We start from the raw sequence: 14,315 nt of genomic DNA, 5'->3' as shown, positions 1-14,315 counted from the left end.
CGTTTCCCGAACCCACGTCCTGTCATGCCCGTCGAATGCCGGAACATTGAAATGAGCAAGCGCGGTCCGGCGCCGCGGATCCTGTTCGCCAAGGTGCCGGGAATCGTCCCCGGCGCCTTGGCGTCGGATAGATTGGAATGTCCCGGCACGGGAGAAAGGGTAGGAGTCTCATGAGGGATTCAGGCGGAAATGTCCGACACGAACCGTCGCCTGCGCGGACGCCAACGGGTGGCTGGAGCCGGACCACGACACTGGTCGTCCTGGCGGTGGTAGCGGCCGCCGCCGCATTGCTGGCGCTCTATCCCCGGGACGACCACGGCCAGGCCGACGCTCCGGCGACGACGCTGGAAAAAATCAGGCGCACCGGCGAGATCACGCTCGGACACCGCGAGAACAGCATCCCGTTCTCGTATTTCGACAACCAGCAGCACGTGGCCGGCTACGCACACGAGATCGCGATGGCAATCGCACGGGAGGCCGGGCGTGAAGCCGGTGTGCCGGCGGTCAAGGTGAAGCTGGTGGCGGTGACTTCGCAGACGCGGATCCCGCTGCTGATCAACAACACCATCGATCTGGAATGCGGCACCACCACCAACAACTTGGCGCGTGCCCGGTCGGTGGCCTTCACCACCAACTACTTCATCGCCGGCACCCGCCTGCTGGTGCGCCGGGACAGCGGCATCCGGGACTTCGACGATCTGCGGGGGCGCAACGTGGTGGTCTCCGCCGGCACCACGTCGGAAATCGCGCTGCGCCAACACGACGCCCGTCATCATCTGGGTATCCGCATCATCGCCGCACGGGATCACGGCGATGCGTTCGTGGCGCTGGAGTTCGGAAAAGCGGTGGCGTTCATGAGCGACGACGCCATCCTGTTCGGCGAAATGTCCAAGGCCAAGCAGCCCGACGAATGGCACGTGGTCGGCACTCCGCTGACCCGGGAGGTCTATGCCTGTGCCCTGCGCAAGGGTGATCCGGCGTTCAAGGCCGTGGCCGATCGCACCATCCAGGCGATGATGCGCGATGGCCGCATGCGCGCGCTGTATGCGACCTGGTTCCAGTCCCCGATTCCGCCGCGGCAGGTGAATCTCCAGGTTCCCTTCGGCGCGGACCTGGCCGAGCTGTATGCCCACCCCAACGACCGGCCGCTGCAATGAACTACGACTGGAACTGGGCGATCTTCTTCGCGCGCACCTTCACCGGGGCAGGACGCTACGCCGACTGGATCCTGTCGGGACTGGCGTTGACCATCGGCATCGCACTGGCAGCGTGGGTGCTGGCACTGGTCCTGGGCGTGTTGCTCGGCGTGGCGCGGACCTTGCCATGGCGCGCGGTGCGTGCGGTGGCGGCCACCTACGTGGAGCTGTTCCGCAACATCCCGCTGCTGGTGCAGTTGTTTTTCTGGTACTACATCGCGCCGGTGCTGCTGCTGCCACAAGCCTTGCAGGACGATCTCAACGCCGCGCATCCGGTGCTGGTACAGACCGCCACCGCGATATGGTGCCTGGGCCTGTTCACCGCCGCGCGCGTGTGCGAGCAGGTGCGCGCCGGCATCCAGGCGCAGCCGCCAGGACAGTTCAATGCCGGCTTCGCGCTGGGCATGCGGCGGTCGCAGGTCTATCGCCACGTCATCCTGCCGATGGCATTCCGGGTGATCGTGCCGCCGCTGACTTCCGAGTTCCTCAATGTCTTCAAGAACTCGGCGGTGGCGCTGACCATCGGCCTGCTGGAACTGACCGCGCAGAGCCGGCAGATCGGCGAGTTCACCGGACATATCTTCGAGGCGTTCATTGTCGCCACCGCGCTGTACTTCCTGATCGCGCAGCTGGTCGCCTGGCTGATGGCGCGGCTGGAACGGCGGTTGCGGCTGCCCGGAGCGGAGGCCCACCGATGAACGACGCGCTGGACTGGAGCGTGATCGGGGAGGCCATGCCGTTCCTGGCCCGGGGCATGCTGCTGTCGCTGGGCCTGCTGGCCGCCTCGCTGCTCGGCGGCCTGGTGCTCGGCATCGGGCTGGCGCTGATGCGGCTGTCACCCCATCGTTGGGTATCCGGCGTGGCGACGTTGTATGTGTCGGTGTTCCGGTCGATTCCGCTGGTGCTGGCGATCTTCTGGTTCTATCTGCTGGTGCCGCTGTTGATCGAGGCGATCCGAGGAACCTTCACCCCGATCGGCCCGATGTATTCGGCCTTCATCGCCTTCGTCGCGTTCGAGGCGGCCTACTTCTGCGAAGTGATCCGCGCCGGCATCCTGAGCATCCGTCCTGGCCAGACCAGCGCCGCGCTGGCGCTGGGCATGACCCGGGGACAGGCCATGCGCCACATCGTGCTGCCGCAGGCCCTGAAGGTGATGACACCGCTGATCCTGACCAAGGCGATCATCATTTTCCAGGACACCTCGCTGGTCTACGTGATCAGCGTCAGTGATTTCCTCGGCGCGGCCACCAAAATCGGACAGCGCGACAGCCGTCTGATCGAACTCTATCTATTCGCGGGCGCGGTGTACTTCGTGCTGTGTTTCGCGGCATCCAAGTGCGTGGACATCTACACGGAAAAGAAGCGGGCGGCGGCATGATCAGGATCGAGAACGTGTCCAAGTGGTATGGGCAGACCCAGGTGCTGCACGACTGCAGCACCCAGGTCGGCAAGGGCGAAGTGGTGGTGGTATGCGGCCCGTCGGGCAGCGGAAAGTCCACGCTCATCAAGTGCGTCAACGCGCTTGAACCCTTCCAGCAGGGGCGCATCGTCATTGGCGATCAGGTCATTCCCGCACCGGCGTCGAAACTGCCGTCCATCCGCGCCGGCGTCGGCATGGTGTTCCAGCACTTCGAGCTGTTCCCCCACATGGACGTGCTGCGCAACCTGGAGTTCGCACAGCTCAAGGTACTCAAGCGCGATCCCGCCCAGGCGCGGCAGAAGGCGTTGGGCTACCTGCGGCGGGTGGGCCTGGAGAACTTCGCCGACAAGTACCCGGCGCAGCTGTCCGGCGGACAGCAGCAGCGGGTGGCGATTGCACGGGCGCTGTGCATGGACCCGGCCTGCATGCTGTTCGACGAACCGACCTCGGCGCTGGATCCGGAAATGGTCAACGAGGTGCTGGAGGTGATGACCGGGCTGGCCCGCGAGGGCATGACCATGGTGTGCGTCACCCACGAGATGGGGTTCGCCCGGAAGGTCGCGGATCGGGTGATTTTCATGGACCAGGGCCGGATCGTCGAAGACTGCGCCAGCGAGGCGTTCTTTGGCGATGTCGCCCAGCGGTCGGAGCGGGCACGGCGGTTTCTGGCGAGCATAATTGCATAATTGTGTACTAGACCCGCCCCGGAGCCGACATGACGACCTTCTCACCATCCGACACCCCCGAGTGGCAAAACCACGACGTTCCGCTGCTGACCCGCCTGACCAACTGGATCTCGCACCCGGAAAGGATGCAGGGGGTGTGGGTCACCGAGGCCGAACTATCCCTGGTGTTCGGAGTGAGCCGGACACCGCTGCGCGAAGTGCTCAACCAGTTGAACGGTATCGGCCTGATCCGGCGCCAGCGCAGCCGCTCCATCGAGATACCGCCGCTGTCGGTGGCCGACATGGTCCAGCTCTCGCGCACCCGCGAGGAACTGGAAGCGCTGATCACCGTGCAGGTGACCGAGCGCCATATCGCGCGCGAGATCGACATCGGCAGCCTGGAACGCATCAACCGCCAGATGGGCGCGCTGGCCGCACTGGGCGATACCGGCGTGGTGCTGGCGACGGGCCGCGATTTCCACGGCGAACTGCGCCTGCTGTCCGGAAACCATGTCGCGTCGTTCCTGCTGGAGCAGCTGATGCTGCGGATGGAGCGCTATCGCCAGTGCATTCTCAGTTTGCAGGGACGATCGACCGAGATCGTCCACGAGCACGACCAGATGCTGGAAGCCATCCGTGCGGGCGATACCAGTGCCGCCGCGCATGCCGCGCGCGCGCACATCGTGCATGCGCGCGCGTTCTACCGGGACGAATTGATCAAGCACGGGCTGTTGTAGCCCGCGCACCTTTCCAATGCAGAGGATCCGATGAGAAACCGCACCTCCCTGTTCCCGCGAAACGTCGCACGGAAAGTCCTGACCGCGGGCCTGCTGGCAATGGCGCTCGCCATGCCTTCCTTCGCGCGGGACGCGGCGCCCCATGGATCCGGTTTCCATCCCTACGATCTGGACAGGAATGATCTCGGCCGGTCCGACGGGGACAGGTTCATCAGCCGCGCCCAGGCCGTCCAGGATCTGGACGCACTGGCGGATGCCATCGACGGGAACAGCTCCTACATCACCGCCTCCACCTTCGACTATCGCGGCGCGCTCGCGCGGATCAAGACAGCCCTTCCGGAACGGGTTTCGGTCAATGGCCTGTCCACCCAGATCAACAAGTTCGTGCGGTTGTTCGGCGATGACCACGCGCTGGTCGTGGGCTGGGAGAAGCGGATTCCTCAGACCGGCATCGCCGTGCAGATTGGGCGCGCGGATGCGCGCTACTTCCTGTACACCGAGTCGCCGGGCGGACTGCTCGATGCGCGGTATCCCTATGTGCGCGCCATCGACGGGGTTCCCATCGAGGAATGGGTCCGCGTCATGGGCGATATCGGGCAGGGGCCGCTCAGTTCGGTCTCGGCGCGGTTCTCGCGCGGCTACCGGTTGTTTCCTTACACCAACTACCTGCGCCGCGAAATGGGCCTGCCGGAGACCGCCGAAGTGGTGCTGGACATGGTGTCAGAGGACGGCCGCGACAGCGCCCTCCGGCGCCTGCCCGTCGACACGCCGGTCAAGGCGATGGCGGCGAAACCTTTCCGGCTGTCCAACGACAGCCGCCTGCTCGCAGGCAACGTGGGTTACCTGCGTGTCCCCGCGCATCGCGGGGAACTGGCTGACCGCTTCGTCGCGCAGTTGCCGGAGTGGATGCGACGGTTCAAGGATACCGACGCGCTCATCATCGACGCCCGCCAGGGCGGAGGAGGGCGCCGTACCGTACTCAACGCGCTGTTTCCTTACTTCATGCCCGCGAACGCGTCTCCCTACGTGTTCAATGTGGTCAAGCTGAGGCAGCGCCCGGAGAACGCCGATCCGACGCAGGTCTTCGATGATCCGGACAAGCAGTTCTGGTACGTCACCGATCCGAAGGCCCCTGCGGATGAGCGGGCGGCCTACGAGCGCCTGACCCGGAGTTTCGTGCCCGCCTGGAATCCGCCGAAGGACCGGTTCACCGACTGGTATTTCATGGCGCTCAAACCCTCGGCGGACAAGCCGTACTACGGAAAGCCCGTCTACATGCTGATCGATTGGGGACTGGGCAGCGCGGGCGACATCTTCACCTCGGCGTTCAAGGGCTATCCGGGCATCACCCTGGTCGGCACCGCCACCATGGGACGCAGCGGACAGGGGGTGGAGTTTCCGTTGCCCAACAGCCAGCTCGAAGTGAACCTGTCCACCATGGCGTCGTTCCAGAAGACCGGCGAGCGCTACGACACCGTGGGCATCCAACCGGACATCCCGATGGAGCCGATTCCCGGCGACTGGTATGGCGCCGGTGACAGCGTACTGATGCGCGTGCAAGCCCTCATCGCGGCGCGCAAGACGTCTGGGGGGAACTGAACATGCCGGCATTGCAATCCAGGGCGGCGAGCCGCCGGTTGGTGGGCGGGCTGGTGCTATCGACCTGTCTCATGGTCTTCGGCGCCAAGGCAGCGACTCCGGCGCCCGACGCGAGGGACCGGCAGCAGGCCCGCGAGATCTACAGCGAACTGCTCAGGATCCCGACCGTCAAGGGACAGGGCCAGGTACCGGTACTCGCCGAGGTGCTGATCCGGCGGTTGCGGGCGGCGGGTTTCCCGGCCGAGGACATCCAGACCCTCCCGCTGGACGTGGGGGGAGAGACCACGGTGGGCCTGCTGGTCCGCTACCGGGGCGCCGCTGGCAACACCCGCAAACCCGTCGCGCTGCTGGCGCACATGGACGTGGTGGGCGCGGTCGCCGAAAACTGGTCCACCGATCCGTTCCGGCCGGTGGAGAAGGACGGCTACCTGTACGCACGCGGCAGCGTCGACACCAAGGCATCGGTGGCGTTGCTGGCCACTACCTTCATCCGGCTCAGGGAGGCGGGCTGGGTGCCGGATCGTGACCTGGTGCTGGCACTGTCCGGCGATGAGGAGTCCGGCAGTCGCACGACCCGCCAATTGGCAGCGCATGCATGGATTCGCTCGGCCGAGTACGCATTGAATGCCGACGGCGGCACCGGCGAAATGGCGCACGACGGTGCTCCGGCCGCGTTCTTCTTCCAGGCGGCGGAGAAGACGTCGGTCAGCTTCAAGGTGGAGACCCGCAATCGCGGAGGACACAGTTCCGCACCCCGCCCGGACAATGCGATGTACGAGATGGCCGATGCACTGAAGGGCATCCAGGCACTGCGTTTCCCCGTGCAGTTCAACGAGGTCAACCGCGCGATGGCCGAGGCCATGGCACGGGCGCGCGGCGGCGAGGTGGCGACGGCCTTGCGGACGCTGCTGGGCGATCCCGGCGATGCCGCCGCCCGGGCGGTAATGGAGAAGCATCCGGAAGACGCGAACATCCTCTGGACGACCTGCGTGCCGACGATGATCGAAGGCGGCAACGCGCGCAACGCGCTGGCCCAGAACGTGGCGGCCACCGTGCATTGCCGGATTTTTCCCGGTGTTCCGATCGAGCAGGTCCAGGCGGCGCTGGAACGGGCGGTCCGTGGCAGCGGTGCTTCGGTCAGCGTGGATGCCGCACGCGGTTCGAGCCCGCCTTCTCCCATCCGTGCCGATGTGTTCGAAGCGGTGCGCAGGGCAGTGAATGCGAACTATCCAGGGGCCACGCTCACACCGGAAATGTCGTCGGGCGGTACCGACGGACGCTATTTCCGGGCAGCGGGCATTCCCACGTACGGGGTGGGCAGCCTGGCCCTGCGGCATCCGGAAGATGATCGGGCACACGGCATCGACGAGCGCATGTGGATGGAATCCTTTGATCGCGAGCTGACGTTCTGGGACGTCCTGCTGAAGGACATCGCCGGCGAGCACTGATCAAGAAAGACGTACTTCCTTATTGGAGCAAGACCTTGTTGGACATACCCAAACGACAGAATGCCAATCCCACCTACGTCGAATGCCCGGTTCGGCGAGTAGGCCAGGAAGACGGCCGCCACCACTTCTTCGGCTACTACAACAAGCCGGTGTGGAGCGCGGACGGTCGGCGCATGCTCGCCCAGCGCGTGCACGTGATGCAGGCCGAACTGGGACCTCACTTCGCCGCGCAGGTCGGTTACTTCGATTTGCAGGATGGCGACCGCTTCCATGCCGTCGGTGAAACCACTACCTGGAACTTCCAGATGGGCAGTCAGTTGCAGTGGCTGGAGAACATGCGCAACGGCGTGGTCTACAACACGCGCCGGTTCGATCAGGGCGGTCCTTATCCGGACTTCGGCGCGACGGTAGTCGATCTGGAAAGCGGCCAGCGCCGCGAGCTGCCACTACCGGTGTACGTGGTCGCATCGAGTGGCGAGTTTTCCCTGTGCATCAGCTACGATCGCCTCCAGCAGGCGCATCCGACCATCGGCTATTTCCGCCATACCGCGCCTGCGCAGCTGCGGTTGGCACCCGACGACGATGGCATTTGGCGCATGGACATGACGACCGGCGCGCACGAACTGCTCATCAGCCTGCGGCAACTCCGCGAGCATCGGCCGGTGGCATCCATGGACAAGGCATTCCATTGGGTAACCCACATGGAGATCGCACCGGGTTCGCGGCGTTTTCTGTTCCTGCACCGCTGGACCGAATGCTTCGAGGACGAAACCCGCTGGTTGCATCGCCTGTTCACCGCAAACGTCGATGGCAGCGACTTGACCTTGCTGGAGGATGGCGATCATCCACTGGTGCCGATTCCGGACCCGGGTGCGCCGGAAGCCGGTGTCTTTGACTACGAGAAGTCCATCTGGCAGCTCTCGCATCCGGCCTGGCGCGATGATGAACACGTGATTGTCTGGGGCCCGCACCTGGCCCGGGCGAACTATCACCTGTACACGGACCGCAGCGACTGGGTCGAGATCATCGGCCGCGGCGTGCTGACCGAAAACGGGCATATGACCTATTCGCCCGATGGCCGCTGGATTCTTTCGGACACCTATCCTGATGATACCGATCACCGCATGCTCATCCTGTTCGATACGTTCAATGGCGAGCGCATCGACATCGGTCGATTCTATACGGATCCTGCGCTGGGCAAGGTCAATCGCTGCGATCTGCATCCGCGCTGGAGCCGCAACGGGCGGCAGGTTTGCATCGATTCCGTGCATGAGCATCAGCGCCAGTTGTATGTGGTCGATGTTGGGCACATCGTCGGTCCATGAATGACGAACACGACGGCGTGCAGGAAGGAGGATCGCGCGCTGTCATGAACCGGCATGAGGACATTTTCCCTGCCGGGAGTGGCGTGCCGGAACCGACGGGTCTGGACGAGGCAAGTTGGGCCCGCATCAGCGAGCGCCTGTCGCGCCGTAGCCTGGGTCGTGTGCACAGGAACAACAGCACCCGGGTATTCGTGGAGGTGGTGCTGTGGGTTGCGGAAACGGGGGGTGCGTGGGACCGGATACCCCGACGCTACGGCAATCGGCATTCCATCTATGTTCGCTTCACCCGCTGGGCACAGGACGGCACCTGGATACGGATCCTCCTGGCGCTGGACGAGGATGGAATCGCCCGGGAAAACCTGAAGCGCCTGGTGGGAAACTACTTGCGCCTGCGCAAGGCCAGACAGGACATACTTGCTCCTGGCGAGGCCGCCGGCCGAACCCCGTCGCCGGGAAGTGGCTGAGCTCGACTTGCCCTCCTGCTCCGGAATGCAACCCCGGGCCCGCTTTGTGCATCCGACCCCACGGAAAACCACAAACGAGGATGGACAAGATGCGCAGAGGGACGATATTGGCGGTTTGCCTGGCCTGGGGTACCCCCTTTCTGGCCCATGCCCAGAACCTGATCACGCTCGATGACGACATGGTCGGCCCGCGCACGCAGATGCTGGTGCTGGGGTCGGTCCACCTGCGCGAGCAGAAGGATTTCAAGGTGGAGGCGCTGGCGCCGCTGCTGGATAAGCTGGCCGCGTTCAAGCCGCAGGTCATCACCATCGAGGCGATTGGCGGCGAGCAGTGCGATCTGGCCGCGCGCCATCCCACTGTCTACGGCGAGGACTATTGCCGGAGCACGGACCAGGCCAAGGCGGCCACGGGGTTGGACATCCCCGCCGCGATGGCCGGGGTGAACAAGGCGCTGGCCGCGTGGCCGGCGAATCCGGCGCCCGCGCAGCGCCGGCATCTGGCCGCGCTGTTCCTTGCCGCCAGCGATCCCGCGTCGGCCTACGTGCAGTGGCTGCGGCTGCCGGCGGACGAGCGCCGCATCGGCGACGGTCTGGACGAAGCGCTGGTGCGGACGTTGCGGGAACTGGAAACGCGCAACAACGAAAGCTTCCAGATCGGCGCGCGGCTGGCAGCCACGCTGGGCCTGGAGCGTGTGCATCCGATTGACGATCACACCGGCGACAGCCATCAGATCGCGGACACCAAGGCTTTCGGCGAAGCGGTGATGGCGGCATGGAAGAGCGATCGCACGAAGCTGGAACGGGCCATCGCCGAGCAGGATCGGCTGATCAAGGCGCCGGACCTGCTGCCGCTGTATCGCTACATCAACCAGCCCGAAGTGTCCTGGACCTATGCCGAGAACAATCTGCGCGGCCCGCTGCGTGCGCAGTCGCCGCAGCACTATCCGCTGATCTGGGTCAACGGCTGGGAAATCCGCAACCTGCGCATGGTTGCCAACATCCTGGAGACGGTGCGTGATCGCCCGGGGCAGCGCGTGCTCAACATTGTCGGCGCGTCGCACAAACCCTGGTTCGATCAGTGGCTGGGGCAGATGCCGGGGGTGAGCATCGTGGATGTGCAGGCGGTGTTGAAGTAGAGGGTGAGTGGGTGGGGGGGGATTTGCGTGGTGCTGGAAGTAAAGAGCAAATCCCCCTCAATCTCCCTTTTGCAAAGGGGGAGGCAAAAGCTCGCGCGACCTGATAGCCCCCTTGACCAGCCATTCGGCTGTTGAAAGCGAAAAAGGGGGCGGGCACCCGCGCTAGCGGGTGACGGGGGATTTGCGCGGTGCTGGAAAGAAAAAGCAAATCCCCCTCAATCCCCCTTTTAAAAAGAGGGAGGCAGAGCTCAACGCTTGCTCGCCCAGCCGGTGATCTCGCCTTCCACGAAGGGCCCGATCTTCTGTTTGAGGATGCGCCCATCCGCGCCCACCAGCACGGTGTAGGGCAGCACGCCCTTGGCGTTGCCCAGCCAGACGCTGCTGTCGGCCGGGCCGGGCGTGTCCAGCAGGATCGGGTACTGCACCGGCACCTTGGCGAGGAAGTCGTTCACGCCTTCCACGGTGTCCAGCGCCAGGCCGATCACCTGCACGCCGTCGGCGCCCTGTTCGCGGGCGAAGCGATCCAGTTCCGGCATTTCCTTGATGCACGGGCCGCACCAACTGGCCCATACGTTGATCAGCAGCGGACGGCCGCGATAGCTCGCGAGGTCCACGGTCTTTCCGTCGGGGCCGGGCAGGGTGATCTTCGGCATCGGATCGCCCACCTTGGCGGGGGTCACGCCGGGCGGCGGCGTGGGCGCGGTCGCGTTGACGACGGTCTGCAGCGCCTGCTGTCCCGGTTCGGTGCGCCACAGCCAGCCGCTGTCGAAGGCGTGGCTGGCCAGCAGGCCGAGCGCGCCGGCGGCCACCGCCACCCACAACACGCGCGTGGTCGTGAGCTTCATCGCGCGGCCCTCGCCAGCGCGTCCTCGATCATGGACTGGGTCAGCACGGTCGGCAGCACTTCACCTTCGCCGCCGTTGCGCGGATACACCACGTACAGCGGCACGCCGACCGCACCATGCTGTTCCAGGTAGGCGGTGATGGTGGCATCGACATTGGTCCAGTCGCCGCGCATCAGCACGCCGTTGGCATCGGCCAGCGCCTTGCGGAAGGGTTCGCGATCCAGCACGGTCTTTTCGTTGGCCTTGCAGGTCACGCACCAGTCGGCGGTGATGTCGACGAACACCACCTTGCCCTCGGCGCGCAATGCGGCCAGCCGCTCCGGCGAAAAGGCCACGCTATCCTGCGTCTCGGCGGGCGCGGCGCGTTCCGGTGGCGGCAGCCGATGCGCCATCACCAGCGGCACGAGGGCGGAGGCCAGCACCAGTACCGCCAGCACGCGCTGTACCGGCGCGGCGCGCCAGCGCAGGCGTTGCAGCCACCACGCCGCCACCGCCAGCAGGACCAGCCCGACCAGCACCAGCGCGACCGCGTCGATGCCGCGCTGGCGGCCCAGCACCCACAGCAGCCACACCGCGGTCAGGTACATCGGGAAGGCCAGTGCCTTCTTCAGCGTTTCCATCCACGCGCCCGGGCGCGGCAGGCGGTTGGCCAGCGCGGGCACGAAACCGATCAACAGGAACGGCAGCGCCAGGCCCACGCCCAGCATCAGGAACACCAGCAGTGCCAGTGGCACCGGTGCGGCGAATGCGAACGCCAATGCCGCGCCCATGAACGGGGCGGTGCACGGACTGGCCACCACCACCGCCAGCACGCCGGTGAAGAAGTCGCCAGCCGGGCCATGCTTGCGGGCCAGCCCATCGCCGGCGCCGGCCAGGCCGTAACCCACGGCGAACACGCCCGATAGGCTCAGGCCGACCGCGAACACCACGTACACCAGCACGCCGATCACCAGCGGCTGCTGCAACTGGAAGCCCCAGCCCAGCGCCTGCCCGGCCGCGCGCAGCGCGATGGCCGCGCCGCCCACCGCCAGGAAACTCAGCAGCACGCCGGCGGTGTACCAGAGTGCACGCGCCTTCGGCCGATCACCGCCGGCCAGCGACAGCGCCTTCAGCGACAGCACCGGCAGCACACAGGGCATCAGGTTGAGGATCAAGCCGCCACCCAGCGCCAGCAGCAGCGCCAGCCACAGGCTGGTCGGAGTGCGCGAGGCGCGGCGCAGCGCGTCTTCCGGCGGCAGCGTGCGCGGCACGTCGGTGGTGGACGTGCCGTTGGAAGCGGCGGTGTCGTACGCGGCAGGCGTTTCGGTGGTGGATGCATCCGCGCCGGAGGTATCCGCAACCTTCGCGCCGTCGGCCGCGGGCAGCGCTGCCGGCACTTCGGAGGCAGCGGCTTCGGCCGGCGGGGTCACCTTGCCCGCCGGAATCGACAGCGCGATCCGGCGGGTCATCGGCGGATAGCAGATGCCGCCGGTCTGGCAACCCTGGAAGGTCACCCGCAGGGTGGCCTTGGCGGCGTTGGCATGGTCGCGCTTCAGCGGCACCGGCACTTCGGCCTGATCGAAGTAGACGATGACGTCGCCGAAGTGCTCGTCGTGGTAGGCCTGACCCTTGGGCCAACGCGGCTTCTGCAGGCCGATGCCGGACGCGCCTTCCAGCGCCATCGAGGTGCGGTCGCGATAGACGTAGTAGCCGCGCGCCGGGGTGAAGCGCAGCAGCAACTGGTTGCCGTCGAAGGCGATGGCTTCGACCGCGAAGGCGCGATCCTGCGGCAGCGGCGCGGCATCGACCGCGCCCTTGCCGCCGCCCAGCAGCGACGATCCGCCCCCGGTCAGCGAACCCAGCGGCACGAAGCCGCCGGCGTCGTTCGCCGCCGCCGCGGGCGCGCCGCCGGGCAGGTTCACGGTGAGGTTGCGGACCTGCGGCGGATAGCAGATGCCGGCGTCGGCGCAGCCCTGGTACTTGATCTTGAGGGTGACCGTATCGGCGTCCGCGCCGGCCTGGCCGGGCAGGACCGCGGTCAGGCTACCGCGATAGGTTTCCACGTCGCCGAAGAACTCGTCGCGGTAGGCCTTGCCCTTGGGCAGTTGCAGCGGTTTGGCGGTGAAGCCGCCGGCGCTCACCTCGACGCCGGTGCGATGCCGGTACAGGTAGTAGCCGTCGGCGATTTTCCAGTGCACCTCGATGCGGTCGCGGCTGGGCGCGGTCACGCTGGGGACGAACACTTCGTCGACCGGCGGCAGGTCCTGCGGACGGATCTGGGCCTGCGCGGCGCAGGCGAAGGACAGCAGGCCCAGGGCCAGCAGGCGGGACAACCACGTCATCGGTCAGGATTCCTCTCGGGGCTCGCTCGTCTCCGCCGTCACCCAGGCCAGGTAGGCGGGCAGGCCGGCGGCGGCTTGGACCGCCAGCAACTCGGGGAGTTCGTAGGGATGCAGCTCGGCCAGCCGGGCCGCCAGCGCCGGCAGGCGCACGGCGGTGGTCTTGATGATCAGCTGGACCTCGTCGGTGGTCTCCACCGCATCCCGCCAGCGGTAGACCGAGGTCATCCCGGGCAGGAGGTTCACGCAGGCCGCCAGCCGCTCTTCCACCAGCGTCCCGGCCAGGCGACGGGCGCTGTCGGCATCGGGGCAGGTGCAGAAGGCGATCAGGACGGACATAGGCAGGCGATTATCGCAGCGTGGGCGCCGGTTCAGGGCGCCGGAAAAGGTTGGAGTCGGGACCGGATCCAGTCGGCCAGTTGGGTCTCGTTCAAATCGCCGGCCGCCAGCGCCATCGTCATCAGGTAGCGATCCATCGGCGGAGCGACGAGGTCCTGGCCGTTGAGCCGCAGGAACAGCAGCAGGGCGATCAGCGCCGTGCGCTTGTTGCCGTCGACAAAGGGGTGGTTGCGCGCGATGCCGTGGGCGTAGGCCGCCGCCAGCGTTGCCAGATCCACCCCGTCGCCGTAGGCGAATACCTGCTGCGGACGCGCCAGCGCGCTGCGCAGCAGGTGCGGGTCGCGGACGCCGGACGGGCCGCCGTGCTCGGCCAACTGCTGCAGGTGGGCGGCTTCCATCACCGACGCCAGCAACCAGACCGGTTCGCGCATGGCTACTCGGCCAGCTTGCGCAGGACGTCGCGGTTCTCGCGCATGATCTGCTCGGCCGCATCCATCTGCCGCGCGAACTCGGGATCGAACGGAGTCAGCCGGTAACCGTCCGGCGCCTCGGTCAGATAGAGGGTGTCGCCTTCGGCCACTTTCAGCCGCGACAGCACGTCCCGGGGCAGGACCAGGCCGACGGAATTGCCGATGCGGTTGAGCTTGAGCGTTTTCATGGACGTAATTACAGACGTAATACGGTCGAAGATCAAACATTCGATCCCCGGCCCCTTGAAAGGCCCGGCCCGGGCCCCATTTCCGTGCAATCCCCGGTTCGCCGGGGTTTGTTTGCCCGCGTTGCTGGCACTCTCACATTCCGAGTGCTAACATCGCCGCCCCTT

At 66.3% G+C, this 14,315-nt stretch carries 15 protein-coding genes; 10 read left to right on the top strand and 5 right to left on the bottom strand.

The annotated features are described in order from the left end of the window. Nucleotides 1-170 precede the first annotated feature (170 nt). From FG323_RS09060 to FG323_RS09015, 10 genes are all read left to right on the top strand, one after another. Complete coding sequence (locus FG323_RS09060) at nucleotides 171-1,157, top strand: transporter substrate-binding domain-containing protein (protein ID WP_181444146.1); 987 nt, start codon at nucleotides 171-173, stop codon at nucleotides 1,155-1,157. Beyond that, the gene (locus FG323_RS09055; protein WP_141454194.1) at nucleotides 1,154-1,894 is read left to right on the top strand and encodes an amino acid ABC transporter permease; all 741 of its coding nucleotides are present in this window, start codon (nucleotides 1,154-1,156) and stop codon (nucleotides 1,892-1,894) included. Before FG323_RS09060 ends, FG323_RS09055 begins: the two co-directional genes overlap by 4 nt. Beyond that, nucleotides 1,891-2,574, top strand: a complete 684-nt coding sequence (locus tag FG323_RS09050; protein WP_141454193.1) for an ABC transporter permease subunit — start codon at nucleotides 1,891-1,893, stop codon at nucleotides 2,572-2,574. Before FG323_RS09055 ends, FG323_RS09050 begins: the two co-directional genes overlap by 4 nt. Then, nucleotides 2,571-3,302 carry an amino acid ABC transporter ATP-binding protein gene (locus FG323_RS09045; protein ID WP_141454192.1) on the top strand — a complete coding sequence of 244 codons (732 nt, stop codon included), beginning with the start codon at nucleotides 2,571-2,573 and terminating at the stop codon, nucleotides 3,300-3,302. Before FG323_RS09050 ends, FG323_RS09045 begins: the two co-directional genes overlap by 4 nt. A gap of 29 nt (nucleotides 3,303-3,331) precedes the next feature. Continuing rightward, on the top strand, nucleotides 3,332-4,018 hold the full coding sequence (locus FG323_RS09040; RefSeq protein ID WP_141454191.1) for a GntR family transcriptional regulator: 687 nt from the start codon (nucleotides 3,332-3,334) through the stop codon (nucleotides 4,016-4,018). Between the two features lie 30 nt (nucleotides 4,019-4,048). Further along, nucleotides 4,049-5,617: a S41 family peptidase gene (locus tag FG323_RS09035; protein WP_141454190.1), complete on the top strand. Its 1,569-nt coding sequence runs from the start codon at nucleotides 4,049-4,051 to the stop codon at nucleotides 5,615-5,617. Between the two features lie 2 nt (nucleotides 5,618-5,619). Further along, nucleotides 5,620-7,065, top strand: a complete 1,446-nt coding sequence (locus tag FG323_RS09030; RefSeq protein WP_141454189.1) for a M20/M25/M40 family metallo-hydrolase — start codon at nucleotides 5,620-5,622, stop codon at nucleotides 7,063-7,065. Nucleotides 7,066-7,103: 38 nt separating this feature from the next. Further along, nucleotides 7,104-8,390 carry a hypothetical protein gene (locus FG323_RS09025; protein WP_220094141.1) on the top strand — a complete coding sequence of 429 codons (1,287 nt, stop codon included), beginning with the start codon at nucleotides 7,104-7,106 and terminating at the stop codon, nucleotides 8,388-8,390. Next, nucleotides 8,387-8,854, top strand: coding sequence for a transposase (locus FG323_RS09020; protein WP_141454188.1), 468 nt, complete (start codon nucleotides 8,387-8,389; stop codon nucleotides 8,852-8,854). The genes FG323_RS09025 and FG323_RS09020 overlap by 4 nt, the downstream gene beginning before the upstream one ends. Nucleotides 8,855-8,943: 89 nt before the next feature. Next, nucleotides 8,944-9,990 (top strand): DUF5694 domain-containing protein, encoded by a 1,047-nt coding sequence (locus FG323_RS09015; protein WP_141454187.1) that lies wholly within the window; start codon nucleotides 8,944-8,946, stop codon nucleotides 9,988-9,990. Between the two features lie 248 nt (nucleotides 9,991-10,238). On the opposite strand, the gene FG323_RS09010 is transcribed toward FG323_RS09015, so the two are convergent. From FG323_RS09010 to FG323_RS08990, 5 genes are read right to left on the bottom strand one after another with little or no spacing between them, the layout of a single operon-like run. After that, nucleotides 10,239-10,835, bottom strand: coding sequence for a TlpA disulfide reductase family protein (locus tag FG323_RS09010; protein ID WP_141454186.1), 597 nt, complete (start codon nucleotides 10,833-10,835; stop codon nucleotides 10,239-10,241). Then, nucleotides 10,832-13,156, bottom strand: a complete 2,325-nt coding sequence (locus FG323_RS09005; protein ID WP_141454185.1) for a protein-disulfide reductase DsbD — start codon at nucleotides 13,154-13,156, stop codon at nucleotides 10,832-10,834. The genes FG323_RS09010 and FG323_RS09005 overlap by 4 nt, the downstream gene beginning before the upstream one ends. 3 nt (nucleotides 13,157-13,159) lie before the next feature. After that, nucleotides 13,160-13,492: a divalent-cation tolerance protein CutA gene (gene cutA / locus FG323_RS09000; RefSeq protein ID WP_141454184.1), complete on the bottom strand. Its 333-nt coding sequence runs from the start codon at nucleotides 13,490-13,492 to the stop codon at nucleotides 13,160-13,162. A 32-nt stretch (nucleotides 13,493-13,524) separates the two neighbouring features. Beyond that, nucleotides 13,525-13,923 (bottom strand): type II toxin-antitoxin system death-on-curing family toxin, encoded by a 399-nt coding sequence (locus tag FG323_RS08995; RefSeq protein WP_141454183.1) that lies wholly within the window; start codon nucleotides 13,921-13,923, stop codon nucleotides 13,525-13,527. 2 nt (nucleotides 13,924-13,925) lie between these two features. Next, the gene (locus FG323_RS08990) at nucleotides 13,926-14,150 is read right to left on the bottom strand and encodes an AbrB/MazE/SpoVT family DNA-binding domain-containing protein (protein ID WP_141454182.1); all 225 of its coding nucleotides are present in this window, start codon (nucleotides 14,148-14,150) and stop codon (nucleotides 13,926-13,928) included. Nucleotides 14,151-14,315: the final 165 nt, after the last annotated feature.

It is taken from the genome of Pseudoxanthomonas sp. z9, from assembly GCF_006542425.1.
Taxonomy (GTDB): domain Bacteria; phylum Pseudomonadota; class Gammaproteobacteria; order Xanthomonadales; family Xanthomonadaceae; genus Pseudoxanthomonas_A.
Note: the sequence above shows the minus strand (reverse complement) of the source record. Positions and strands in the feature narration are given on the sequence as shown.